The following is a 21,802-nucleotide window of genomic DNA, read 5'->3' on the forward strand; positions in this document are numbered from 1 at the left end:
CGGCTCCTTCCGGAGGCCGCCGCATCGCTCGTCACGAAGTCCTGCGCCTGAGGGACGCCGTCTCGCCCTCAGAAGAGATGGCGAAGGATGAAGAACAGACCTGCCGCCAGGGTGATGGCGGCCGGCAGGGTGAGAACCCAGGCGAGCGCCATGTTGCGCACGGTCGAGACCTGCAGGCCCGAGCCGTTCGCCGCCATCGTTCCAGCGACGCCAGACGACAGGATGTGGGTCGTGGACACCGGCAGGCCGTAGAGTTCGGCAAGGCCGATCGTGCCCGCCGCCACGATCTCTGCCGAGGCGCCCTGCGCGTAGGTGAGATGGGTCTTGCCGATACGCTCGCCCACCGTGACGACGATCCGCTTCCAGCCGACCATCGTGCCGAGGCCGAGGGCCAGGGCGACGCAGACCTTCACCCAGGTGGGGATGTAGCGCGTGCCCTCGTTCAGAAGCCCGGTATAGCCCTTCAGGGTGGCGGTCTCGGAGTCATTCAGGCTCGCACCGGCCTTCGGCAGCAGGCGCACTGCATCGGAGGTGAGGTACATGTCGCTGCGCAGGTTCTGGGTCTGCGCCGCGGGGACGGCACGGACGGCGCCGTAATTCTTCACCTTGTCGGCGATGTCGGTGGAGAGGGTCTGGAGGGCGGCGAAGACATCCGGCTTGTTCAGGCCGTTGGTCTTGAGGGCATCGCTCACGATGGTCCGGGCCGCGGCGGGATCCGGCTTGGACGCGCCGGCGGCATGGGAGCCGAACACTGTGGCCGCCGCCTGCGACGACTGCACGAAGCCCGGGGTCGCCGACTCCGACATGGTCCGGTTCAGGGCGTACGCCGTGGGCGCCGCGCCGATCAGGATCAGCATGATGAGGCCCATGCCCTTCTGCCCGTCGTTGCCGCCATGGAAGAACGACACGAGGGTGCAGGTCAGGATCAGCAGGCCGCGGATCCAGAGCGGGGGCGGCGTGTCGCCCTTCGGCGCCTCGTAGAGATCCTTCCGGCGGACGACGAATTTCAGCACCAGCAACAGGCCCGCCGCCAGCACAAAGCCGCAGACCGGCGAGAACAGCAGCGCCTTGAAGACGTTCAGGGCCTGGCCCCAATCGACACCGGCGCTGCCGTCGCCGCCGCGCATGAGCTGGTTGGCCAAGCCGACGCCGAGGACCGAGCCGATCAGCGCGTGCGATGAGCTATTCGGCAGGCCGAGCGCCCAGGTGCCGAGGTTCCAGATGATCGCGGCGATCAGCAGCGAGAAGATCATCGCGTAACCCGCGCTCGATCCCACATCGAGGATCAGATCCACGGGCAGCAAGGTCACTATGGCGTAGGCCACCGCGCCGGACGAAAGCAGCACCCCGAGGAAGTTGAAGAACCCCGACCAGATCACCGCGACGAGCGGCGGAAGCGAGTGGGTGTAGATCACCGTGGCCACGGCGTTCGCGGTGTCGTGGAACCCGTTCACGAACTCGAAGCCCAGGGCGATCAGCAGCGCAAGGCCCAGGAGGGCGAAGGCACCGTAAGCGAGGGGCGCCTCGCCCACCGAATTCATATCGGCCAGCAGGTTGATGACCGCGTAGGCGAGCCCGGCCACGACAACGAGGAGGAAGACGACCACTCCCGCCATATGGGTTCCGCCGTCGAGACGGGGGCCCGTCCGCGGCATCGGTGAGGAGGCGGAAATCGCAGGTGCGTCTGACATCGTCTGTCTCACGGGAGCGGAAGCCTCACTTCAGGTAGCGCCGCTGCCCGACAGTCATGTGACACTTTGTTAACTTCTCTGGGAAACGCGTCAGGCTGACCGGCGTGTGCCTAAGGATGAGGCAAAGACCAAGCCGTATTGGTGCTTCGGTGGACGTCGCGCGGGCATCCCGCTGATGTGCGGGTTTCACAAATTGCAGGCCGCCGAACTGGCGGAATCGCCGTTCGCGTGGCCAGCTTTCCAAACTTGATTCACCGCGAAGGATGCACCATTTCTGCCTTATCGCCTGATGCCGATGCGACGTGCGGATGCTGGGTTTGCCCACTTCGCGGTGAAGGTCTGAGGCTTTTCCGCATCTGGCGGTGAAACTTTCCAAGTTCTCACGTCATTTGTGACGGAACGCACCGGCTATCTGCTTGCATGCGGTTGCTTTTGCTGACGGGAGCGTGCCATTGGCTGGCCGCCCCCGACTTTGGTTCGACCCGAGCGCTGTACCGCCGCGTGAGCGCTGGGGTCGAACCATCGGTATATCGATGGTTCGAGAGGGTCCCGTGCCAAGGGGACGGTACGTGGATTGGTCACCAGCTTCGCTGACTGGCTTTTGAGCCGGCTGTCCCCGCGAAACGTGTGACGTACCCAGAGAAAGGCCAGATGAGCGCATTCGACTATAGGAACTTCAACGACCGTCGTGAGAATTCCGCTGCTGCGAAGGCAGCCCTGTTGGCCAAGTTCAAGGCCCGCCCACCGTCGGATGATCCGGAGGTCCAGGCCCGCGCACAGGCTCGCGCCGAGGTAGCCCGCGCCCGCGAGTTGCGCGCGCGCGAGCGCGAGACCGCACGGATCGAGGCCGAGCGTAAGGCCGCCGAAGAAAAGCGGCAGCGGGAGGAGGCGGAACTCGCCGCCCAACTCGCTCGCGAGGCCGCCGAACTTGCCGCATCGCAGGAGCGGAAGTCGGCCGAGCTGGAAGCCAAGAAGGCCCTGCGCGATGCGCGCTACGCGGCCCGGAAGGCGAAGGCGAAAGTCAAGCGCTGATGCCGCGCCCGGTGAGCCGGGCAAGGCCAGTTGCTCACCGTCAGACCGCCCGCTTAGCGGGCGGTTTTTTTATGCAGTCAGTCTTTCAGCCGAAATAGGCCCGATTGCTCGTCTTTTCTTGTGAAAAAGCTTCACCGTTGTCTCGGCTGTCCTATCTAGCCTTCTCAGGGAAGGTTGGCGCCGGACATGAAGCGGATCGAACAGAGCATTGGCATCGCTGCCGGCGTCTTGGCCGTGCTCGGCTTCGGCCTCAGTACTGCCCAGGCGGAGCCGCCGATCAAGAGCCCGGAGGATGCGGCCTGCCGGGCTGAAGCGAAAGCGCGAATCTTCTCGACTCCCAATCCCCGCTCGCTCCCGATCGAGGAAGTGGGAAAGGGCATCTATTTCGCGTGCATGGACCGCATCGCCCCGAAGGCGAAATCCGCCCACAAACGTGGCCGCCACCACGCACGGTGACGGCCCGACCTAGGCCTCACGCGTCGAGAGGCGCGCCGATCCGGGTGCGCAGAAGTCGCTTCAACCCGTCGTCACCGCCCTCCGCATCGAGGGCGGACATGAGCTTCAGCAATTGGCTCAGGGGCGTCGTCCGGTTGCGCACGGCCTCGGCAACCTGTTCCGCGAGGCTGCGGCTTCGTTGGCTGAAGCATGGCTCGCTCGCGATCTCGCGGGTCTGAAGCATGCGCGGCGGGTCCTTTGAAGGATTCCAGGGGCGGGCGGGTCGCTAAACCTTTCGCCGGCTTCGCGCCAGCCCTCCCGGCAGTTTTCCATAGCCGGCGCTCGAAGCCGACGCTCCGCGGACACACACGCCGGAATGCTGCTGCCAGGCTCAGGCACGACTAAAGGTGGCCTCCTCCAGAGGTGAATTCCCCGTCCTGGACAAAGGCATGCATGCTCTCGACGAGATACGCGGGGTGACGGGAGGGACCCGGATCGGCTCGATCGGCGTGCATGCGATGCAGGCCTTCCGCGCAAAAAACGCACTGACACGGCGCCGGCCGGTCGCTCCTCCGGTCGTCGTCTACCCTTTGCGGAGAGGCGAGCTTTCGAACCCGTCGAGGATGTCCTGCGGATCGCGGTAGATCGCGATGCAGCCTGCTTGCGACAGATCCGATTCGGGAAAGCCGCCACACAGGACACCGACCGTCGCGAGGCCGGCCTTTTGCGCCGCCTCCGCATCGTAAGGTGTGTCGCCGATGACGATCATGTCCGAGGCGGAGAGACCCTCGAGCTTGCCGATGGCTGCTTGAAAGATGTCGGGATGGGGCTTCGAGCGATCGGCATCGTCCGAACTCGTGGCGACATCGACGAGATCACCGATGCCGAGGAGCTTCTGATAATGCTCGACCTCGTCCTTCTTGCCCGACGAGGCGAGGGCGATGGTCAGCCCTTCGCGGCGGATCCGCTCGAACAACGGACGGACGGCGGGGAAGGGACGGACCTTGTCCAAATAGTCGCGCTTGAAGAGGTCCGAACGGTAGGACGAGATCTCGTCGCCCTGCTTCGCCACCTGCTCGTCGGACAGAAAAACGGGCATCAGCTGATCGCCGCCTTTCCCGATCTGCCGGCGGACCTCGGCCTCCTCGGTCTCGACGCCGAAATGCCGGAACGCCTCGACCCAGGCTTTGGCATGAAGATCGACGCTGTCGAGCAGGGTCCCGTCGATATCGAAGATGACTGCCCGCATCTGCCCCACCGGCCCCTCGCCGCCCGACCCCGGCGGGGAGGCTTCAGGCCGGTCAACCGTATTCCCGCAGGTCCGTTCCCCACCTGCCGGAACGGCAAAGGCCCGCTACCGGGGCGGGCCTCTCGCACGTCTGCGCGGTGTCGAAGCCGATCAGTGAAGCGGAGCGCGGCTGCGGGAGGACTTGGCCTTGCCGACGGAGGCGGCAGCAACAGCGACCTCTGCGACGGCCTTGGGCTTGCTGGCCTTGCGTGCCGTCATCGGCGGAACCGCAGCCTCGATGGCCTTCGCCGAAGACGCCTGCTTGGCGGCGGGCTTGGCAGCTGCCTTGGCGGCAGGCTTGGCCGCGGCCTTCTCGGCGGCGGGCTTCGCCGCAGCCGACTTCGCGACGGACTTGGCAGCCTTCGGGGCGGACACGACCGCCGTCAACTCGGCCTCGGCGCGCATCCAATGGATGTCCGCGCGGCCGTGGATACGGCCTTCGCCTTCCCAGATGTAATAGGCGCGCTCGCGCACCGCCTGCTCGTTGACCTGCATATCGCTCCTCCGGACGGGCCCGGCGCCGGCACGACCCCAAGGGTCCTGGCATGGCGGGTCCGCGATCTCGCACTCTCTCCCGGTGGCCGGTGCCGGCCTCGCCGGAGAGCGCCATGGGGGGACGATCGAGCCGGCTGGTTAAGGGTCGGTTAAAACCGAGGGTCCCCTGCCCCGCGGACCGGCGTCACCGGGCGGTTGAGAAAATCCGGTGCACGGTCCACATGGGAGTTGCGTCTTTTCAGGCGCACCGTCCCCTTCCCCGCCGGCCTTGAACCGGCGCAGCGGAGCCCGCCATGTTCATTCAGACCGAAGCCACGCCGAATCCCGCCACGCTCAAGTTCCTGCCCGGCCGGGTGGTGCTGCCCGAATCGACCTTCGAGGCCCGTGATCCCGAGGCCGCCGCCCGCTCGCCGTTGGCCTCTGCCCTGTTTTCAGTGCCGGGTGTCTCCGGCGTCTACTTCGGGCACGACTTCATCTCGGTGACCAAGGCCGAGGACGGTTCGGAATGGCCGCAGGTGAAGCCCGCCGTGCTCGGCGCGATCATGGAGCACTTCCAGTCCGGGGTGCCCGTCATGGACGAGTCGGCCGGTGCCCACCAGGAAGAGGCCGGCGACGAGTTCTACGACGAGGCGGACCACGACACCGTGGTGACCATCAAGGATCTCCTTGAGACCCGCGTGCGCCCGGCGGTGGCGGGCGACGGTGGCGACATCACCTTCCGGGGCTACAAGGACGGGATTGTCTACCTGGAGATGAAGGGCGCGTGCTCGGGCTGTCCGTCCTCGACGGCGACCCTGCGCCACGGCGTGCAGAACCTGTTCCGCCACTTCCTGCCGGAGGTCCGCGAGGTCCAGGCGGTCTGATCAGGCGCGGGAGCGCCGGCGCAAGCCGGCAACACTCGCGATCAGACAGGGGATGGAACCGCCGGACGGCGCTGACGGTGCGGCGGTTCTGTTTTATGCCATACCTTTCGCGTCCTGCGGCGCGACGGGAGTGGGCGTGCGAGTACTGGCCATCGATACGGCGCTGGATGTCTGCGCCGCCTGCGTCATGGGGGGGAGCGATGCCGAGCTCCTGGCCTCGGAATCCCTTCCGATGGTCCGGGGGCATGCGGAGGCGCTGCTGCCGCTGATCGAACGTGTTCTGGCGCGCGTCGAAGGCGGCTTCGGCGGTCTCGACCGGATCGCGGTCACGGTCGGACCGGGCAGCTACACCGGCCTGCGCGTCGGGCTCTCCGCCGCCCGGGCCATCGGCCTCGCGACGGGGCAGCCCGTCGTCGGAGTCGGGACCCTGTCGGCCCTCCTCGCCCCCCTCCTCGCGGACCCTGCCGAGGGAACCCTCGCCGCCGCCATCGATGCCCGCCACGGGGCGATCTATGTGCAGGCCCTCAACACGACGTCGGGGGAGGCCCTGGCGCCTGTCTACCTGCCCGTCGCGGAGGCTGCGGGTCACCTCGGCCCCTCGCCGGTGACCTTGACCGGTTCAGGCGCGCCCCTCCTCGCGGCAGCCCTGGCCGAACGGGGCATCACGGTGACGATCGCCGGCACCGGGGCTCCGGACATCGCCGCCGTAGCGCAGCTCGGGATGGTCGCCGATCCTGCCCACGCCCTGCCGCGGCCCCTCTATCTCCGCGGGCCGGATGCGCGTCCGCAGGACCATGCCCGGGTCGCTCGCCAATGAGCCGCCCCGCTTTCCCGTTCTGGCCGATGGAATGGTGGATGGCGTGGTGGGATGCGCTGACACCCCCTCCGAGTGTGGCCCCGCTCACGGATGCCTCGCAGGCGTCGGCCCTCGCCCGGATCCACGCCACCGCGTTCGCACGGCCATGGGAGGCCCACGAATTCGAGCGCATCCTGTGTGAGCGCTCGGCTTACGCCCACGGGCTGTGGCGTTCGGGGACCCTGCAGGGCTTTGTCCTGTCCCGCCGGGCGGCGGACGAGGCCGAGATCCTCACCGTCGTCATCGCCCCTTCCCTGCGCGGGGGTGGCCATGCCCGCGGCCTGCTCCGGGAGCACCTGAACGGCCTCGCCTTCAACGGGACGAGGCGCGTCCATCTGGAGGTGGATGAGGGCAACGTTCCCGCGCTTAAGCTTTACCAGCGGCTGGGCTTCAAGAAGGTCGGGACCCGCACCGGCTATTACACCAAGGCCGACGGCACCCGGGCGACCGCGTTGACCATGGCGGCCGAGCTGTAACCGCGTGAGCCGGATCGGTCTCGTCCTGCGCGTCTTGGCGCTGGCCCTCGCCCTCGCGTTTCTCGGACCGCCGCATCTTTTCGCGATCCGGGTGCTGGGGCGCCGGTCCGGCCTCGCGCCGCTCCTGTTCCATCGCAGCTTCCTGCGGCTGTTCTCGGTGCGGGTGACCCAGAGCGGCTCGCCCCCCGCGCCGGGCGAGGCCGCCCTTGTCCTGGCGAACCACGTGTCCTGGCTGGACATCGCCGCGATCGGCTCGCTGCGTCCGCTCTCCTTCGTGGCGAAGGCGGAGATCGCCGGCTGGCCGGTGATCGGCTTTCTCGCGTACCTGCAACGCACCCTCTTCATCGACCGGGCCCGGCGGAGTGCCACCGCCAGCGTCAGCGCCGCCATGGGTCACCGGCTGGCCGGGGGTGAACTCGTGGTGCTCTTCGCGGAAGGGACGACCGGCGACGGCACGCGCCTCCTGCCCTTCCGCTCGTCCCTAGTCGGCGCGGCCAGGGCGGCCCTGCAGGCAGAGGGGGACAGGGGCCGGGTCCGGCTCCAGCCGCTCGCGATCACCTATCCCCGGCGGAACGGCCTCCCCGTGGTGCGCTCCGAGCGGCCCGAGATCGCGTGGTACGGCGACATGGAACTGGCGCCCCACCTTGCCGCCTTCGTGAAGGGTGGCCCCATCGACGTGCATGTGGTGTGGGGCACACCGATCCTGTTCGATGCGGAGACTGACCGGAAGGCCGCCACCGCCGCCGCCGAGGCGGAGGTCCGCCGGGCGATCCAGGGGGTGGTGACCGGAAGGCCAGTCCGGGACCCGCTCCCAGCGCCGGCACCGGCATCCGATCTCGGCACGGTGGGCGGCCTGTCCGCGGCCTGACCGCGGGCGAATTCTGTGCTAGAGGCCCGGCGAAGACCTGCCGCCCCCACGCGCCCCGAACCGGATTACGGCCCGTTGAAGAAAGCCTTCGTCAAGTCCTACGGCTGCCAGATGAACGCCTATGACGCGGCCCGCATGGCCGACGTGCTGGGTGCCGAGGGTTACTCCGCCACCGACACCGTGGAAGACGCCGACGTCGTCATCCTCAACACCTGCCACATCCGCGAGAAGGCGGCCGAGAAGGTCTACTCCGAACTCGGGCGACTGCGCGTCCTGAAGCAGGAACGGCGCGGTCGTGGGCTCGACACGAGAATCGTCGTGGCCGGTTGCGTGGCGCAGGCGGAAGGCGCTGAGATCCAGGCGCGCCAGCCCGCCGTGGACGTGGTGGTGGGCCCGCAGAGCTATCACCGCCTGCCGGACCTCCTCGCCCGCTCGGCCAAGGGCCGGGTGGTCGATACGGACTTTCCCATAGAGGATAAGTTCGACCACCTGCCCGCCCGCCGGGGGCTCGGACCGTCCGCCTTCCTCACGGTGCAGGAAGGCTGCGACAAGTTCTGCGCCTTCTGCGTCGTGCCCTACACCCGCGGTGCGGAGGTCTCCCGCCCGGTGGCCGCCGTGCTGACGGAGGCCGGACGCCTCGCGGCGGGCGGCGTCCGGGAGGTCACGCTGATCGGACAGAACGTCAACGCCTACCATGGCGCGGGCGCGGATGGGGGGCCGGTCAGCCTTGCTGCCCTGGTGCGCGAGGTGGCCCGCATCCCCGGCATCGCCCGGATCCGCTACACCACGAGCCATCCCAACGATTTCGGCGACGACCTCGTGCGCGCCCATGCGGAGGTGCCGGCGCTGATGCCCTACCTGCACCTGCCCGTGCAGTCGGGGTCCGACCGGATCCTCGCGGCCATGAACCGGAAGCACACGGCCGACGCCTACCGCCGCCTCGTGGACCGGGTGCGGTCGGCCCGCCCCGACATCGCCCTCTCGTCGGACTTCATCGTCGGCTTCCCGGGCGAAACCGACGCGGATTTCGCCGACACCCTCGCCCTCGTGCGGGATATCGGCTTCGAGAGCGCCTTCTCGTTCAAGTACAGCCCCCGTCCCGGAACCCCGGCGGCGGACAATTCCGACCAGATCCCCGAGGCGGTGATGGCGGAGCGGCTCGCCGAGCTTCAGCGGCTCCTCGACACCCGCCGCCACGCCTACCAGCAGGAGGCCGTCGGCCAGGTCTTCGACGTGCTGGTGGAGAAGGCCGGCCGTTATCCCGGGCAGGTGGCAGGCAAGACGCCGCACCTCCTGGCAGTGCAGTTCGACGCCCCGCAGGACCATATCGGACGCATCGTGCCGGTTCGGATCACCGAGGCCGGAGCCAACAGCCTGTTCGGCGAGCGCCTTCCGGAGGCCGCCGCCGCGTGAGGAAGCCAGACGTGAGAGTGTGCGCTTGAGTGCGACGGACGGGGGACGCGGGGGCTCACCCCTGCGCGGGCGGCCACCCGGATTCGGGCGGCCCGGTGCCGATGATGGGGTCGAGGTGCCGCTGACCTTCGACGACAACCGCCTCGCCAGCCTCGTCTTCGGCCAATACGACCAGAACGTCGCCCATATCGAACGCCGGCTCGGCATCACTGCGACGGCCCTCGGCAACCATCTCGTGATCAAAGGACCGGCCGACGCCGCCGAGAAGGCGAGGCGGGTGTTCCAGAAGCTCTACGCCCGGGTCCGCGCGGGCGGGACCGCGCTCAGCATCGGTGACGTCGATGGGGCGATCCGCGAAGCCACGGCGCAGGCGAATCTCTTCCCCGCGGCGGAGGTGACCTCCGAAGCCGACAAGCCGCATTTCGACCAGATCGCCACCCGTCGCCGGGGCGCCGTGCGCGCCCGCAATCCGGCCCAGGATGCCTACATCAAGGCCCTGCGCAGCAACGAACTCGTCTTCGCCGAGGGTCCTGCCGGCACCGGCAAGACGTGGCTCGCGGTGGGACACGCGGTCTCCCTCCTCGAACAGGGGCACGCGGAGCGGCTGATCCTTTCCCGCCCCGCCGTGGAGGCCGGCGAGCGCCTGGGCTTCCTGCCCGGCGACATGCGGGAAAAGGTCGATCCCTACCTGCGGCCGATCTACGATGCCCTCTACGACTTCATGGAAGCCCGGCACGTCGATCGCGGTTTGCAGACCGGCACGATCGAGATCGCACCCCTCGCCTTCATGCGCGGACGGACCCTGACGAACGCCGTGGTGCTCCTCGACGAGGCGCAGAACACGACATCCATGCAGATGAAGATGTTCCTCACCCGTCTCGGTGAGAACTCACGGATGATCGTGACCGGCGATCCAAGCCAGATCGACCTGCCGCCGGGGCAAAAATCCGGGCTGGTGGAGGCCGTGAACGTCCTCGACGGCGTCGAGGGTATCGGCCGCGTGGTGTTCAAGGACGTGGACGTCGTGCGTCACGACCTCGTCCGCCGGATCGTCACGGCCTACGAACGTGCCGCCCATGGCGAGGGCGACGCCGATCGCAACCCCAACCCGCGCCGCCGGCCCCTGGCGTGATGACCGGCCACGAGATCGACGTCGCCGTCGAGGACGACCGTTGGGACAAGGCCGTGTCCGACCTCGAATCGCTGGTGATTCGCGCCGTCGAGGCCGGGCTCGCTCTCGCGCCGGACAGGCCCGAAGGGGCCGTGGAGGTGAGTGTCCTCCTGGCCGACGACGCCACCGTGCAGGATTTGAACAGGACGTGGCGCGGCAAGGACAAGCCCACGAACGTATTGTCTTTTCCGGCCGCGCCGCAACCCCGCCACGCGGGCTCCGCCACCCCTTTGGGCGACGTGGTCCTTGCCTATGAGACGATGGTGCGCGAAAGTGCGGAGCAGGATAAGCCGCTCCAGAATCACCTCGCCCACCTCCTCGTCCATGGGACCTTGCACCTTGTCGGACAGGACCACGAACTCGGCGAGGCCGAGGCTGAGGCGATGGAAGCCCTCGAGATCGCAGCCCTCGCGACCCTGGGCATACCTGACCCCTATGCCGATTGAGCGGGCAATCCTCGTTCCTTCCCAGATCCGAGAGACATGAGCAACGATCGAAGTCGCGGCGCGGCCCTGGCCGCGCCGAATACCTCCGAGGCCGACGCCCCCCAGCGTGAACCTTGGTACGACCGCCTGCTTCAGGCCCTTCACCTGAAGCCGCGGGAAACGCTCCGGGAGGGCCTCGAGGAGGCCTTGTCCGAGCCGGACGAGAGCGAGACGGGCCTGTCCCCCCTCGAACGGGCGATGCTCAAGAACGTCCTCGGCCTGCACAAGGTGCGGGTGGACGACGTGATGATCCCCCGGGCCGACATCGTCGCCGTCTCGAACGAGACGAATCTCGGCGATCTCCTGAAGCTTTTCCGCACCGCAGGGCATTCGCGCCTGCCGGTCTACGGCGAGACGTTGGACGACCCCCGCGGCATGGTCCACATCCGCGACCTCGTGGATTTCATCGCCGCCAAGGCCGAGCCGGGCGCCCGGCGCCCCGTGGCTGCCCGGGCCCCTTCTGCACCGGTGGACGTCGCGGGCACCGCGGAGGACACCGTACCGCCGCCGCGCGCCCGCCGGCCCGCCGTGCGCCTGCCCCGGAGCCTCGACCTGGGTAAGGTCGATCTCGGGACGACTCTGGCGGCGGCGCGCATCCAGCGCCCGGTCCTGTTCGTGCCGCCCTCCATGCCGGCGATCGACCTTCTGGTCCGGATGCAGGCGACCCGCACCCACATGGCCCTGGTCATCGACGAATATGGGGGGACCGACGGCCTCATCTCCATCGAGGACCTGATCGAGGTGGTGGTCGGCGACATCGAGGACGAGCACGACGTGGCCGAGGCCAAGCAAGTCCAGCGCGTCGAGGGCGAAGGCGAGGTCTTCGTGGCCGACGCCCGGACGCCGCTGGCCGAGGTGTCCGAGGCCACAGGGATCGACCTCGTCGCCGCGGTCGGCGACATGGCCGAGGAATTCGACACGATCGGTGGCATGATCGTCACCCTGGCCGGGCGGGTGCCGTCCCGGGGTGAGCTGATCGTCGGTCCCGGGGATCTCGAATTCGAGGTCCTCGATGCGGATCCCCGCCGCCTCAAGCGCTTGCGTTTCCACAAGGGGGCCGCGCGCATCACAGCGGTGGTGCCCCTCGCCCTGCCGCCGCCCTCCTCCTCGCCGGTCACCGAGACACCGCGCCCGTGACGGTGCCGACAGGGGCCTTGGCCCGCGGCACCGCGATTCCAAAGGATAACGCGCGGCTTGGCCGTGCCGGCGGAGTGCCCCGCCGCATCGCGGCGTCGCGGGGCTGGCGGCGCCTCGGCCTCGCCTGGATCGCCGGAGCCTTCGGCGCCCTGGCGATGCCGCCTTATGGCCTCCTGCCGGCGCTGGCGGTCTCCCTCTGCATCGCCGTCTGGCTCACGGATGGCGCGGTGTCCGGGCGCTCCCTTGGTCGGCGGGCCGGCCCTGCCTTCCTGATCGGCTGGGCCTGGGGCTTCGGCTTCCTCACCGCTGGCCTGTGGTGGCTGGGCTCGGCCTTCCTTGTCGAGGCCGACGAGTTCCTCTGGGCCTTGCCTCTCGGGGTGATCGGCCTGCCCTTCGGCGTGGGGATCTTCTACGGCGCGGGTTTCTCCGCCGCGGCGGCGCTTTGGAGCGAGGGGCCGGCGCGGATCGCGGCCCTCGCCCTGGGGCTCGGCGGGGCGGAATGGCTGCGCGGCCACGTCCTGACGGGATTCCCGTGGAACGTGCTGGGCATGGCCCTGGGACAGAACCTGTGGCTGATGCAGGCCGCCGCATCGGTCGGCCTTTACGGTCTCACCGTCCTCGCCGTCCTCATCTGTGCCGCACCGGCTACTTTGTTCGATGCGGGGTCTCCCCGTCACAGTTACGGGCCGCTGGCCGCCGCCGCGATCCTGCTGGTCGCCCTGGCCCTGGCGGGGGCAGACCGGGTCGGCCAGGCCGATCCAGCCGTGAGCGGCGTGAGATTGCGCCTCGTCCAGCCCAATCTCCAGCAGGATGCCAAATTCCGTCCGGAGAACCGGGACGACATCGTCGATCGCTACATCGAATTAAGCGACCGGCCTCCCGAGGCCGGGGAAGCGACGCCGACCCATATCGTCTGGCCGGAATCGGCTTTCCCCTTCCTCATCCAACGGGACCCGGACACCCTGGCGAAGATCGCTGCCGGCCTGAAGCCCGGCCGCGTGCTGCTGACCGGGGCGGCGCGGGCGGACGAACCCCTGCCCGGGGAGCGCCCCCGGATCTACAACGCCATCATGGTGATCGAGCCCGATGGCACGATCACCGACACCTACGACAAGGTGCATCTCGTCCCGTTCGGGGAGTACCTGCCGGGCTTCCTCGACGGGGCCCTGCGCGCGTTCGGACTCCGGCAGTTCGTGGCCATTCCCGGAGGCTTCAGCGCCGGCAACCCCGCGGCGCAGCGGATCCTCACGGTGCCGGGCCTGCCCCCCGTGGTCGGGACGATCTGCTACGAGGCGATCTTTCCGGCCGCAATCCGGCCGCTCGGGCAGCCCATCGACGCGGCGAGACCGCCCGGCCTGATCCTGAACGTCACCAATGACGGCTGGTTCGGGGACACGCCGGGACCGCGCCAGCACCTCGCCCAGGCTCGCCTCCGGGCGGTCGAGGAGGGGCTGCCGATGGTGCGGGATGCCAATACGGGGATTTCGGCGGTCATCGACCCCCACGGCCGCATCACTGCGCAGAGCGCGATCGATGTCGAGACCGTGCTCGATGCCGACCTTCCTGCCCGGATCATCGGCGGAACGATCTATGCCCGGTTCGGCGATCTTCTCTTCGCCGGCATGCTGGTCGCCTGCGCGGCTGCGGCGACGGCACGAAGGAAGCGCGCGTGAGGCAGGACCAGAGTCCCGCGTCCGGCTGGGTCCTCGGCCTCGCGATGATGCTGGTGGCGTTCAATCTGCGACCGGCCCTGAGCACCGTTGGGCCGGTGCTCGGCCTCATCCGCGAGACGACCGGATTGACGGCGGCGGGGGCGGCGACCCTCACCACCCTGCCGGTCGTGTGCCTCGGCCTCGCCTGCGCCCTCGCCGCCCCGGTGATCCGCCGCATGGGACCGGATCTCGGCGTGCTGGCAGGGATGGCCCTCGTCGCCCTGGGCCTAGCCCTGCGCGGGATCGGTGATCTGCCCATGCTGTTCGTCGGGACGGCGATCGCCGCCACGGGGATCGGCTTCGCCAACGTACTCCTGCCCGCGCTGGTGAAGCGCGATTTTTCCGCCACCGCCGGTCCGATGACCGGCCTCTACACGATGACTCTCTGTCTCGGCGCGGCGGCGGGGGCCGGTGCGGCCGTACCGGTGGAGCGGGCTCTCGACGGTTGGTCCGTCGCCCTCGCCGTCTGGTCCGTCCCCGCCGTTCTCGCCGCGGCGGCGTGGTTTCCCTTCGCCCGCCGGAGCGGGCCCGCGCGACCGCCCCGGCCGGGACGGCTCCTGCGCGATCCCCTGGCGTGGCGGGTGACCGCCTTCATGGGCCTGCAATCCTCCCTTGCCTACATCCTGTTCGGATGGCTCCCGCTCCTCCTGCAAGGACGTGGCCTCGATCCGCTCCATGCCGGCCTCTACGCGTCGCTGGCCACGTTGAACCAAGCGCCCGGCGCCCTTGTCACGGCGACCCTGGCCGCCCGTGCCCGGGACCAGCGCGCCTGGATCGTCGGCATCCCGGGGATGACGGCGGCGGCCTTCCTGCTCGTCGCCTTAGGGGCAGACGAGTTGCGGGTGCCGGCCGCATGCGCCCTCGGCTTCGGCGTGGGCGGGTGTTTCGGGTTGGCCCTCACCCTGATCGTCCTGCGCGCCGCCGACGCCGCGAGCGCTGCGGGTCTCTCGGCCATGGCACAGGGCATCGGCTACGTCTTCGCCGCCCTCGGCCCCCTGGCCTTCGGCCTCGCCCACGAGGCGACAGGTGGTTGGGGATTGGCCGGCGTGCTCTTCGTCGCGATCACCCTGACGGCCATCGCGGCAGGTCTGCCGGCAGGCCGCGCCCAGACCGTTGCGGCGGCAGAGCCCGTCGCGGGCTGAGGCGCATCCGGAAGGCGGGGCCATCGGCAGTCCCACTCGACGCAATCGGCATGGACTTTCAACGTTACTGCCAAGCTCAAGGCATAAGCCGGCTTAAACTGCCAATCTGTTTTATTGTCGCGATGCCAAAAAAACGGAGATCGAAAGTCGTCGTTGTGCGTTCACCCATCAACAAGCAGTCATGCATGGTGAAAACAATGACACACGGCAAATTGGGTCTCGCGCTGTTCTCCGTGGCAGCCCTTGGGTTTGCGGCGATGCCGGGCAGTGCTGACGCCCGTGGCTTCGGTGGCGGCGGTGGCTTCCATGGCGGCGGTTTCGGCGGTGGCGGCTTCCACGGCGGTGGTTTCGGCGGCGGCGGTTTCCGGGGCGCCGGCTTCTCGGGCGGTCGCGGCAACGCCCTTGCGGGTGGCGGCTTCTCGACTGGCGGCTTCTCGACTGGCGGCTTCCGCGGTGCGGGGATCGGGCGTGGCGGCCTTGCGGGCGCCGGCCGTGTCGGGGGTGCCGGCTTTAATCGTGGTGGCTTCAACCGCGGCGCCTACGGCTTCAACCGGGGTGGTTTCAACCGTGGCTATTACGGCCGGGGTTACGGTCGCGGTGGCTACGGTGGCTACGGCCTCGCGGCTGGCCTGGGTCTCGGCCTCGCCGCCGGCGGCCTTTATGGGGCGGGCTATGGCTACGGCTATCCGGCCGGTTATGACTACGGTTACGGCTACGACGACGGCTACTACGGCACCGAGTACGGCCCGGCCACTGTCGGCTACGCCCCCGTTGGTTATGCGGCCCCGGCTGCGACGGAGACCGTGACGGGAACCGATGAGGCCGCCATCGCGGCCTGCGCGGCCCGGTTCAAGACCTACGACCCGCGGACCCAGACCTATATCGGCCGCGGCTACGTTCGCCATTCCTGCCCGTAATCACGGAAAGCCTCCTCTCGTCCTTGCGGGTGGAGCGAGGCAAAACCGGGTGGCGCCACGCTTGCGAGCGTGGCGCTGCCGGATTGCTTCGCCTCTGATCGCATTGACGGGATCAGCCCATCGAAAAGCCCCGCGCGGTCTCCCGCGCGGGGCTTTTTTTGTCTTGGCAGGGCCCGGCGAACCGGGCCCTCCGAAACCTTACTCGGCGGCGACCCGTGGGGCCGACTCGGTGTAAGTCTCGGCCGCGAGACGCTTGCCCGGGGCGGCACGGCCCGGAAGCGGCGGCAGGGCCTTGGCCTTCTCCAGATCGATACCGGCACCCTCGGCGACCCGACGGCCGTAATCCTCGTCGGCGTGCCAGAAGTGCCAAACCATCCGCAGCTGGATCGGCTCGGGGCACTGCTTCATGTCGTTGACGAGGTTGGCGATAAGGTCGTCACGCTCCCAGGCCTCGAAGGTCCGGTAGCGCACGCCTGCCTGCGTGTAGTCGTCCTCGGTACGCGAGGTCTGGTAGCGGCCGAGGCGACCCTCGACAGGCTGGTGGTACTCGGTGCGCTTGGACGCCTCGCGCAGACCCTCGGCGAGGGTCGACGGCTCGTAGTTGATGTGACGGTTCGGACCCGTGCCATCGACCGAATAGGTCATCTGGCCATCCCGCTGGTTCGAGTAGACCTTCACACCGGGCTGCGGCGCGTTGATCGGCAGCTGCAGATAGTTGGCGCCGACCCGATAGCGCTGGGTATCGGAGTACGACAGCGTCCGGCCCTGGAGCATCTTGTCGTCCGAGAAGTCGATGCCGTCCACGAGCACGCCCGTGCCGAAGGCCGACTGCTCGACTTCCGCGAAGAAGTTGTCCGGCACCCGGTCGAGCACCATCCGGCCGCAGGGCAGCAGCGGGAACTGGTCCACCGGCCACAGCTTCGTGTCGTCCAGCGGATCGAAGGACAGGTGGTCGTTCGGGCCGTCCGGCATGATCTGCACGCAGAACTCCCACTCGGGGAAGTTGCCGGCCTTGATGTTGTCGTACAGGTCGCGGGTGGCGTGCCCGACATCCTTGGCCTGGATCTCGGAGGCTTGGCTCGAGGTCAGGTTCCGCACACCCTGCTTGGGCTGCCAGTGGAACTTGCAGAGCACCGCCTCGCCCTGATCGTTGACCAGCTTGTAGGTGTTGACGCCCGAGCCTTCCATCTCGCGATAGTTGGCGGGGATGCCCCACGGCGACTTCAGGTGTGTCACCATGTGGATCGCTTCGGGGTGCTGAGCCACGAAGTCGAAGAAGCGCCAAGCCTCCTGCCGGTTGGTGACCGGGTCGGGCTTGAAGGCGTGGATCATGTCGGGAAACTTGATCGCGTCCCGGATGAAGAACACCTTGAGGTTGTTCCCCACCAGATCCCAGTTGCCGTCCACGGTCTTGAACTTGACGGCGAAGCCCCGCGGGTCGCGCTCGGTCTCCGGCGACTCCTTCGCACCGGCCACGGTGGAAAAGCGCACGAACATCGGCGTCTTCACGCCGGTTTCAGTTAGGACGCGGGCGCGGGTGTACTTGGAGGCCGGTTCGTCACCGATCTTGCCATAGGCCTCGAACCAGCCGTGGGCGCCGGCGCCGCGGGCATGGACGACACGCTCCGGAATCCGCTCCCGGTCGAAATGGGTGATCTTCTCGATGAACTGATAGTTCTCGAGGGTCGCCGGGCCGCGCTCGCCGACGGTGCGGGTGCTCTGGTTGTCGCGGACTGGGTGACCCTGCCGGGTCGTCAGAATCGGGCGTTGATCGCTCATGCGTCTCGTGTCTCCTCGCGTCGTGGGCGCCAGACGGGCCGGCGCTTTCAGACTGGAACCGTTCTGGCGAGTTTATGGACCCGCCGCAGGCCAGTGACAAATGCATCGTCGCAAAGGCTGTGATAGACAGCGTCTATGAACCTTTCGGGACTGTCGCTGCGCGATCTCGAATATGTCGTCGCCGTCGCTGACGAGGGGCACTTCGGGCGGGCGGCGGAACGCTGCAACGTCAGCCAGCCGACCTTGAGCGTGCAGGTGCGCAAGCTCGAAGGTGCGCTGGGCCTGACGCTGTTCGAGCGGTCGAACCGCCGGGTGCTGCTTACCGAGGCCGGGCAGGCCATCGTACGCCAAGCGCGGACGGTGCTTGCCGAGGCGCAACGTCTTCTGGCGATGGCCACCGAGGGGCGGGGCGCGCCGCTCACCGGGCGGCTGTCCCTCGCCGCGATCCAGACGCTTGGGCCCTATCTCTTCCCGCTGATCCTACGACCCCTGAGGGAGGCGTTTCCCCTTCTGAGCCTCTCTTTATCCGAATCGCGCACCGCCGATATCGTCGATGGGCTGCGCGAAGGTCGGATCGACGCCGCGTTGGTTTCCCTACCCCTGAGCCAGGGGCGCCTTTCGCTGTCACCGTTGTTCATCGAACCGTTCTTCCTCGCCTGCCCGGCCGAGCATGCCCTGGCCCAGGGTGGCGCCCTCTCGGCCGGGTCCGTCGCGGGGCCCGACCTTCTGCTCCTCGATGAGGGCAACTGCCTGCGCGACCAAGCCATCGCCGCCTGCGGAGCCGGATCCTCGGCCGGCCGCCACGCCACCAGCCTCGAAACCCTCCGGTCGATGGTGGCCGCAGGGGCGGGATACACCCTGCTGCCGGCCCTCGCGGTGCCGCAGGGGCCGGACCCGAGCGGTCTGACCGTGATCCGGGATTTCGACGTGGACGGCCCCGGCCGGACGATCGCCCTGGCGTGGCGGACGAGCGACCCCCGGTCCGCGGGACTCGCGCACCTCGCCGCCTTCTTCCGTGCCCACGCTCCGGCGGGAACGATCGCCTGCCGGGACACCGGGAGTTGACGCCGCGACCGGTGGGCACGGGCGCTCGGACGGAATATCGCCCCCGAAGGGATAGGGTGAGGGCAATCCATGAGTCGGGTGATCGTAATTCTGCTGGTGGCGCTCGTGTTCGGGCATTCCGCGAGGGCTGCCGAGGATGAGAACCTCCACGATACGTTCGCGCGGATCGACGAGATCAACCGCGCTTCCCTAGTGATGACGGTGGAGACCGGGATCGTCCCCCGCGCCCTAGGCCGGACGATCGCCAAAGCACTCGATCAGGTCGCGGCGGATGCGGCCCAGTCGGGCGCGAAGCGGCCCGACGACTACCTGAAGGTCGAGCCGCTGATCACCGCCATCGCCGGCCCGGACGCGACGCGGATGCATGCCGGCCGTAGCCGCCAGGACATCATCCCGACCGTTTTGAAGCTGGAGCAGCGCGACCGGCTCCTGGCCCTCGCCGCCTCCCTGGATTCCGCCAGGGCGAGCCTCCTCGACGTGGCCGAAAGGGAGGCCGAGACGGTGGTGCCGGCCTACACGAACGGCGTGCAGGCCCAGCCCACGACCCTCGGGCATGTCCTGCTGGGCTATGCCGCCGCGATGGCTCGCGATTCGGACCGGCTCCGCGAGGCTTGGGCGCGAACTAATCTGTCGCCGCTGGGTGCGGCCGCCCTGGGGACGTCGAGCTTCCCCGTCGACCGCAAGCGCCTTGCCGACCTCCTCGGCTTCGACGCCCCCGTGGAGAACAGCTACGACGCGGGGCAGCTCGCGCCCTTGGATCTCGGCCTGGAACTGACCGGGATCGCCGCCAACCTCGCCACGACGGCGGGCAGCTTTGCGCAGGACCTCTACGCCCAGTATCACCAGACCCGGCCGTGGATCCTCCTGCGGGAGGGAGCCCTGACGGGCCCGAGCAGCATCATGCCGCAGAAGCGCAATCCCGTGGCGCTCTACAGCCTGCGCATGAAGGCGAGCGACGTGGTGGGTGGGGCGATGGCCTTCACCGTGATGGCGCACAACGTCGATTCGGGGATGCCGGACTACAAGCGCAACCAGATGATCCCGCCCGCCCAAGTCCTGAGCACGGCCGCCGAGATGTGCCGGCGCTGGAAGTCGGTTCTGGATGGGTTGGTCGTGGACCGGGCGCGGGCGGCGGACGAAGTGGCCGCGGACTACTCGACGACGACCGAACTCGCCGACACCCTTCAGCGGGAGGCGGATGTGCCCTTCCGCCTCGGCCACCACTTCGCATCCGAACTCGTGACGTACGGGCGCGGCAACGGCCTTCGCCCGGCCGATCTGCCCTTTGATGAGGTGAAGCGGATCTATGCCGAAGCCGCCTCCGCGCCCGGCCTTCCCGCAGACATGCCGAAAGAATTGCCCCTCACTGAAGCGCGCTTCCGGCAGGCTCTCTCTGCCCCCGGGATGATCGCGGCGGCCAAGGGACTGGGCGGTCCTCAGAAGGCGGAGGTCACGCGGATGCTCGGCGAGGCGAGGATGAAGCTCGCCTCCGATCGGGCGTGGCTCGCCGGAAAGCGGGATGGGCTCGCCGAGGCCCGGTCCGGCCTCGATACGGCCTTCGCAACCCTGGCCACGACACCCTGACGACGATTTTGCGGTGACAGGACAGCCCTGCGGGTGTAGCGCGCGGGGAGGCCCGCCACATCCGACGGGCATGCATCCCCGAACGATTGCCGTGCCTTCGCTCCGCACCATCGGCCTCTGGCTCGCGCTTGTGGCGACCTCGGCCGCCATCGCCTATGGCCTGTCGCTCGCGCAGTTTCCCGCGGCCTTACTCCTGGGGCCGATGATCGCGGCCATCGCGTTCGGTGTGGGCGGCTCGAACATCACGGTGCCGCGGCCGGGCTTCCTCGCCGCTCAGGCGATGATCGGCTGCCTCGTGGCCCATGCCGTGACCGGACAGATCGCGCAGACGCTGTTCGAGGACGGTCCCCTCATCGTCGCAGTGGTTCTGGTCACCGTGGCGGTCTCCGGCCTCGTGGGGTGGCTGCTGACGCGCTGGCGAATCCTGCCCGGCACGACCGCCGCCTGGGGCTCATCCCCCGGAGGCGCCTCGGCGATGGTGGCCATGGCCGAGGATTTCGGCGCCGATCCGCGCCTCGTGGCCTTCATGCAATATGTCCGCGTCGCGGCGGTGGTGTTCTCCGCATCCCTGGCCGCAAGGTTCCTGATGGCTGGGACGACCCCCGGCGCGGGCGCCGGGGCGGGGGATGCATCGGCGGCGAGTTCGGTCCTGGCAACGCTGCTGGTCGCCGTGATCGGGGCCACCGTCGCCTTGAAACTGCGCGTGCCGGCGGGCGCGCAGATTGGACCGATGGTGCTCGGCGCCGTGCTGCATGCCACCGGGGTGGCCCGCATGGCGCTGCCCGTCCCGATCCTCGAACTCGCCTATGCCTGCATCGGTTGGTATGTCGGCCTGCGCTTCACCCGCGAGACCCTCCGGCTGACCTTCACCGCCCTCCCCGGCATCCTGACCGCGACCTTCGCGGTGATCGCCCTCTGCGCGGGATGGGGTTTCCTGCTCACCCTTCTCCTGCCCATCGATCTCCTGACCGCCGTTCTGGCCACGAGCCCCGGCGGGCTCGATTCCGTGGCGATCATCGCAGTGGGATCTCAGGCGGACGTGTCGTTCGTCCTGGCCGTACAGACGCTGCGCCTGTTCGTGGTGCTGCTCACTGGGCCACTCGTGGCCAAATGGATCAGCCGCTCCGTCCCCGAGGGGGCGACCTCGTAAGGGCCATCGCTGGCCAGGGGGCGTTCCCGCCGGGATTGCGCCGGGTGGGTCGCCGACCCCCCTCCTCCCACCTCCGTGCTCATCCTGAGGTGCCGTCGTGAAACGACGGCCTCGAAGGAGAGCTGCAGTTCGCCCACGTCATCTGGAGCCCTCCTTCGAGGCGGCTTCGCCGCGCCTCAGGATGAGGGAGTGGGTGGGAAAAGTTCGAACTCTTTGCCAAGCTTAAGCCGGGTGAAAACGCGC

Annotated in this window: 21 protein-coding genes; 16 read left to right on the forward strand and 5 right to left on the reverse strand. The window is 68.6% G+C overall.

From position 1 onward, the window contains the following. Positions 1–68: 68 nt before the first annotated feature. Positions 69–1,691, reverse strand: coding sequence for an inorganic phosphate transporter (locus MFF22_RS09840; RefSeq protein ID WP_238248790.1), 1,623 nt, complete (start codon positions 1,689–1,691; stop codon positions 69–71). Positions 1,692–2,342: 651 nt separating this feature from the next. On the opposite strand from MFF22_RS09840, the gene MFF22_RS09845 reads away from it, so the two are divergent. Together MFF22_RS09845 and MFF22_RS09850 are read left to right on the forward strand one after the other, a co-directional pair. After that, the gene (locus tag MFF22_RS09845; RefSeq protein WP_238248791.1) at positions 2,343–2,723 is read left to right on the forward strand and encodes a DUF6481 family protein; all 381 of its coding nucleotides are present in this window, start codon (positions 2,343–2,345) and stop codon (positions 2,721–2,723) included. Positions 2,724–2,909: 186 nt separating this feature from the next. Beyond that, complete coding sequence (locus MFF22_RS09850) at positions 2,910–3,179, forward strand: hypothetical protein (RefSeq protein ID WP_238248792.1); 270 nt, start codon at positions 2,910–2,912, stop codon at positions 3,177–3,179. Between the two features lie 16 nt (positions 3,180–3,195). Here MFF22_RS09850 and MFF22_RS09855 read toward each other — a convergent pair whose 3' ends face one another. The 3 genes from MFF22_RS09855 to MFF22_RS09865 all read right to left on the reverse strand — a co-directional run bounded on the left by MFF22_RS09855 (position 3,196) and on the right by MFF22_RS09865 (position 4,941). Continuing rightward, positions 3,196–3,402: a hypothetical protein gene (locus MFF22_RS09855; protein WP_238248793.1), complete on the reverse strand. Its 207-nt coding sequence runs from the start codon at positions 3,400–3,402 to the stop codon at positions 3,196–3,198. 339 nt (positions 3,403–3,741) lie between these two features. Further along, complete coding sequence (locus MFF22_RS09860) at positions 3,742–4,407, reverse strand: HAD family hydrolase (protein ID WP_238248794.1); 666 nt, start codon at positions 4,405–4,407, stop codon at positions 3,742–3,744. Between the two features lie 150 nt (positions 4,408–4,557). Further along, entirely contained in the window at positions 4,558–4,941 is a 384-nt protein-coding gene (locus tag MFF22_RS09865) for a DUF2934 domain-containing protein (RefSeq protein WP_238248795.1), read from the reverse strand. A 293-nt stretch (positions 4,942–5,234) separates the two neighbouring features. Here MFF22_RS09865 and MFF22_RS09870 point away from each other — a divergent pair, with 293 nt between their 5' ends. From MFF22_RS09870 to MFF22_RS09920, 11 genes are all read left to right on the forward strand, one after another. Next, positions 5,235–5,804, forward strand: coding sequence for a NifU family protein (locus tag MFF22_RS09870; protein ID WP_238248796.1), 570 nt, complete (start codon positions 5,235–5,237; stop codon positions 5,802–5,804). A 136-nt stretch (positions 5,805–5,940) separates the two neighbouring features. After that, positions 5,941–6,621, forward strand: coding sequence for a tRNA (adenosine(37)-N6)-threonylcarbamoyltransferase complex dimerization subunit type 1 TsaB (gene tsaB, locus MFF22_RS09875; protein WP_238248797.1), 681 nt, complete (start codon positions 5,941–5,943; stop codon positions 6,619–6,621). Beyond that, entirely contained in the window at positions 6,618–7,136 is a 519-nt protein-coding gene (locus MFF22_RS09880; RefSeq protein ID WP_238248798.1) for a GNAT family N-acetyltransferase, read from the forward strand. The genes tsaB and MFF22_RS09880 overlap by 4 nt, the downstream gene beginning before the upstream one ends. A 4-nt stretch (positions 7,137–7,140) precedes the next feature. Continuing rightward, complete coding sequence (locus tag MFF22_RS09885; RefSeq protein WP_238248799.1) at positions 7,141–8,004, forward strand: lysophospholipid acyltransferase family protein; 864 nt, start codon at positions 7,141–7,143, stop codon at positions 8,002–8,004. A gap of 75 nt (positions 8,005–8,079) precedes the next feature. Beyond that, the gene (miaB, locus tag MFF22_RS09890) at positions 8,080–9,417 is read left to right on the forward strand and encodes a tRNA (N6-isopentenyl adenosine(37)-C2)-methylthiotransferase MiaB (RefSeq protein WP_238248800.1); all 1,338 of its coding nucleotides are present in this window, start codon (positions 8,080–8,082) and stop codon (positions 9,415–9,417) included. A 61-nt stretch (positions 9,418–9,478) separates the two neighbouring features. Then, entirely contained in the window at positions 9,479–10,549 is a 1,071-nt protein-coding gene (locus MFF22_RS09895) for a PhoH family protein (RefSeq protein ID WP_307440802.1), read from the forward strand. Next, on the forward strand, positions 10,549–11,034 hold the full coding sequence (gene ybeY, locus MFF22_RS09900) for an rRNA maturation RNase YbeY (RefSeq protein WP_238248802.1): 486 nt from the start codon (positions 10,549–10,551) through the stop codon (positions 11,032–11,034). Before MFF22_RS09895 ends, ybeY begins: the two co-directional genes overlap by 1 nt. Positions 11,035–11,070: 36 nt before the next feature. Beyond that, a complete protein-coding gene (locus tag MFF22_RS09905; protein ID WP_238248803.1) occupies positions 11,071–12,210 on the forward strand; it encodes a hemolysin family protein in 1,140 nt (379 codons plus the stop codon). After that, positions 12,207–13,883 carry an apolipoprotein N-acyltransferase gene (lnt, locus tag MFF22_RS09910; protein ID WP_370877540.1) on the forward strand — a complete coding sequence of 559 codons (1,677 nt, stop codon included), beginning with the start codon at positions 12,207–12,209 and terminating at the stop codon, positions 13,881–13,883. Before MFF22_RS09905 ends, lnt begins: the two co-directional genes overlap by 4 nt. A 44-nt stretch (positions 13,884–13,927) precedes the next feature. Beyond that, positions 13,928–15,064, forward strand: a complete 1,137-nt coding sequence (locus tag MFF22_RS09915) for an MFS transporter (protein ID WP_370877547.1) — start codon at positions 13,928–13,930, stop codon at positions 15,062–15,064. Between the two features lie 197 nt (positions 15,065–15,261). Then, on the forward strand, positions 15,262–15,981 hold the full coding sequence (locus MFF22_RS09920; protein ID WP_238248806.1) for a BA14K family protein: 720 nt from the start codon (positions 15,262–15,264) through the stop codon (positions 15,979–15,981). Positions 15,982–16,179: 198 nt separating this feature from the next. On the opposite strand, the gene MFF22_RS09925 is transcribed toward MFF22_RS09920, so the two are convergent. After that, positions 16,180–17,760 carry a catalase gene (locus MFF22_RS09925; protein ID WP_238248807.1) on the reverse strand — a complete coding sequence of 527 codons (1,581 nt, stop codon included), beginning with the start codon at positions 17,758–17,760 and terminating at the stop codon, positions 16,180–16,182. Between the two features lie 135 nt (positions 17,761–17,895). Between MFF22_RS09925 and MFF22_RS09930 the strand changes: the two genes are divergently transcribed. The 3 genes from MFF22_RS09930 to MFF22_RS09940 all read left to right on the forward strand — a co-directional run bounded on the left by MFF22_RS09930 (position 17,896) and on the right by MFF22_RS09940 (position 21,559). Further along, the gene (locus MFF22_RS09930; RefSeq protein ID WP_238248808.1) at positions 17,896–18,825 is read left to right on the forward strand and encodes a LysR substrate-binding domain-containing protein; all 930 of its coding nucleotides are present in this window, start codon (positions 17,896–17,898) and stop codon (positions 18,823–18,825) included. Between the two features lie 69 nt (positions 18,826–18,894). Further along, entirely contained in the window at positions 18,895–20,409 is a 1,515-nt protein-coding gene (locus MFF22_RS09935) for an argininosuccinate lyase (RefSeq protein WP_238248809.1), read from the forward strand. Positions 20,410–20,500: 91 nt separating this feature from the next. Further along, the gene (locus MFF22_RS09940; RefSeq protein ID WP_238248810.1) at positions 20,501–21,559 is read left to right on the forward strand and encodes an AbrB family transcriptional regulator; all 1,059 of its coding nucleotides are present in this window, start codon (positions 20,501–20,503) and stop codon (positions 21,557–21,559) included. The last annotated feature ends 243 nt before the right edge of the window (positions 21,560–21,802 follow it).

The organism is Methylobacterium persicinum (assembly GCF_022179525.1).
Classification (GTDB): domain Bacteria; phylum Pseudomonadota; class Alphaproteobacteria; order Rhizobiales; family Beijerinckiaceae; genus Methylobacterium; species Methylobacterium persicinum.

Bases quoted from the DNA above. Each gene is read 5' to 3' on its own strand.
- MFF22_RS09840 (WP_238248790.1), bottom strand. From the start codon at position 1,691: ATGTCAGACGCACCTGCGATTTCCGCCTCCTCACCGATGCCGCGGACG.
- MFF22_RS09845 (WP_238248791.1), top strand. From the start codon at position 2,343: ATGAGCGCATTCGACTATAGGAACTTCAACGACCGTCGTGAGAATTCC.
- MFF22_RS09850 (WP_238248792.1), top strand. From the start codon at position 2,910: ATGAAGCGGATCGAACAGAGCATTGGCATCGCTGCCGGCGTCTTGGCC.
- MFF22_RS09855 (WP_238248793.1), bottom strand. From the start codon at position 3,402: ATGCTTCAGACCCGCGAGATCGCGAGCGAGCCATGCTTCAGCCAACGA.
- MFF22_RS09860 (WP_238248794.1), bottom strand. From the start codon at position 4,407: ATGCGGGCAGTCATCTTCGATATCGACGGGACCCTGCTCGACAGCGTC.
- MFF22_RS09865 (WP_238248795.1), bottom strand. From the start codon at position 4,941: ATGCAGGTCAACGAGCAGGCGGTGCGCGAGCGCGCCTATTACATCTGG.
- MFF22_RS09870 (WP_238248796.1), top strand. From the start codon at position 5,235: ATGTTCATTCAGACCGAAGCCACGCCGAATCCCGCCACGCTCAAGTTC.
- MFF22_RS09880 (WP_238248798.1), top strand. From the start codon at position 6,618: ATGAGCCGCCCCGCTTTCCCGTTCTGGCCGATGGAATGGTGGATGGCG.
- ybeY (WP_238248802.1), top strand. From the start codon at position 10,549: ATGACCGGCCACGAGATCGACGTCGCCGTCGAGGACGACCGTTGGGAC.
- MFF22_RS09905 (WP_238248803.1), top strand. From the start codon at position 11,071: ATGAGCAACGATCGAAGTCGCGGCGCGGCCCTGGCCGCGCCGAATACC.
- MFF22_RS09915 (WP_370877547.1), top strand. From the start codon at position 13,928: ATGATGCTGGTGGCGTTCAATCTGCGACCGGCCCTGAGCACCGTTGGG.
- MFF22_RS09920 (WP_238248806.1), top strand. From the start codon at position 15,262: ATGACACACGGCAAATTGGGTCTCGCGCTGTTCTCCGTGGCAGCCCTT.
- MFF22_RS09925 (WP_238248807.1), bottom strand. From the start codon at position 17,760: ATGAGCGATCAACGCCCGATTCTGACGACCCGGCAGGGTCACCCAGTC.
- MFF22_RS09930 (WP_238248808.1), top strand. From the start codon at position 17,896: ATGAACCTTTCGGGACTGTCGCTGCGCGATCTCGAATATGTCGTCGCC.
- MFF22_RS09935 (WP_238248809.1), top strand. From the start codon at position 18,895: ATGAGTCGGGTGATCGTAATTCTGCTGGTGGCGCTCGTGTTCGGGCAT.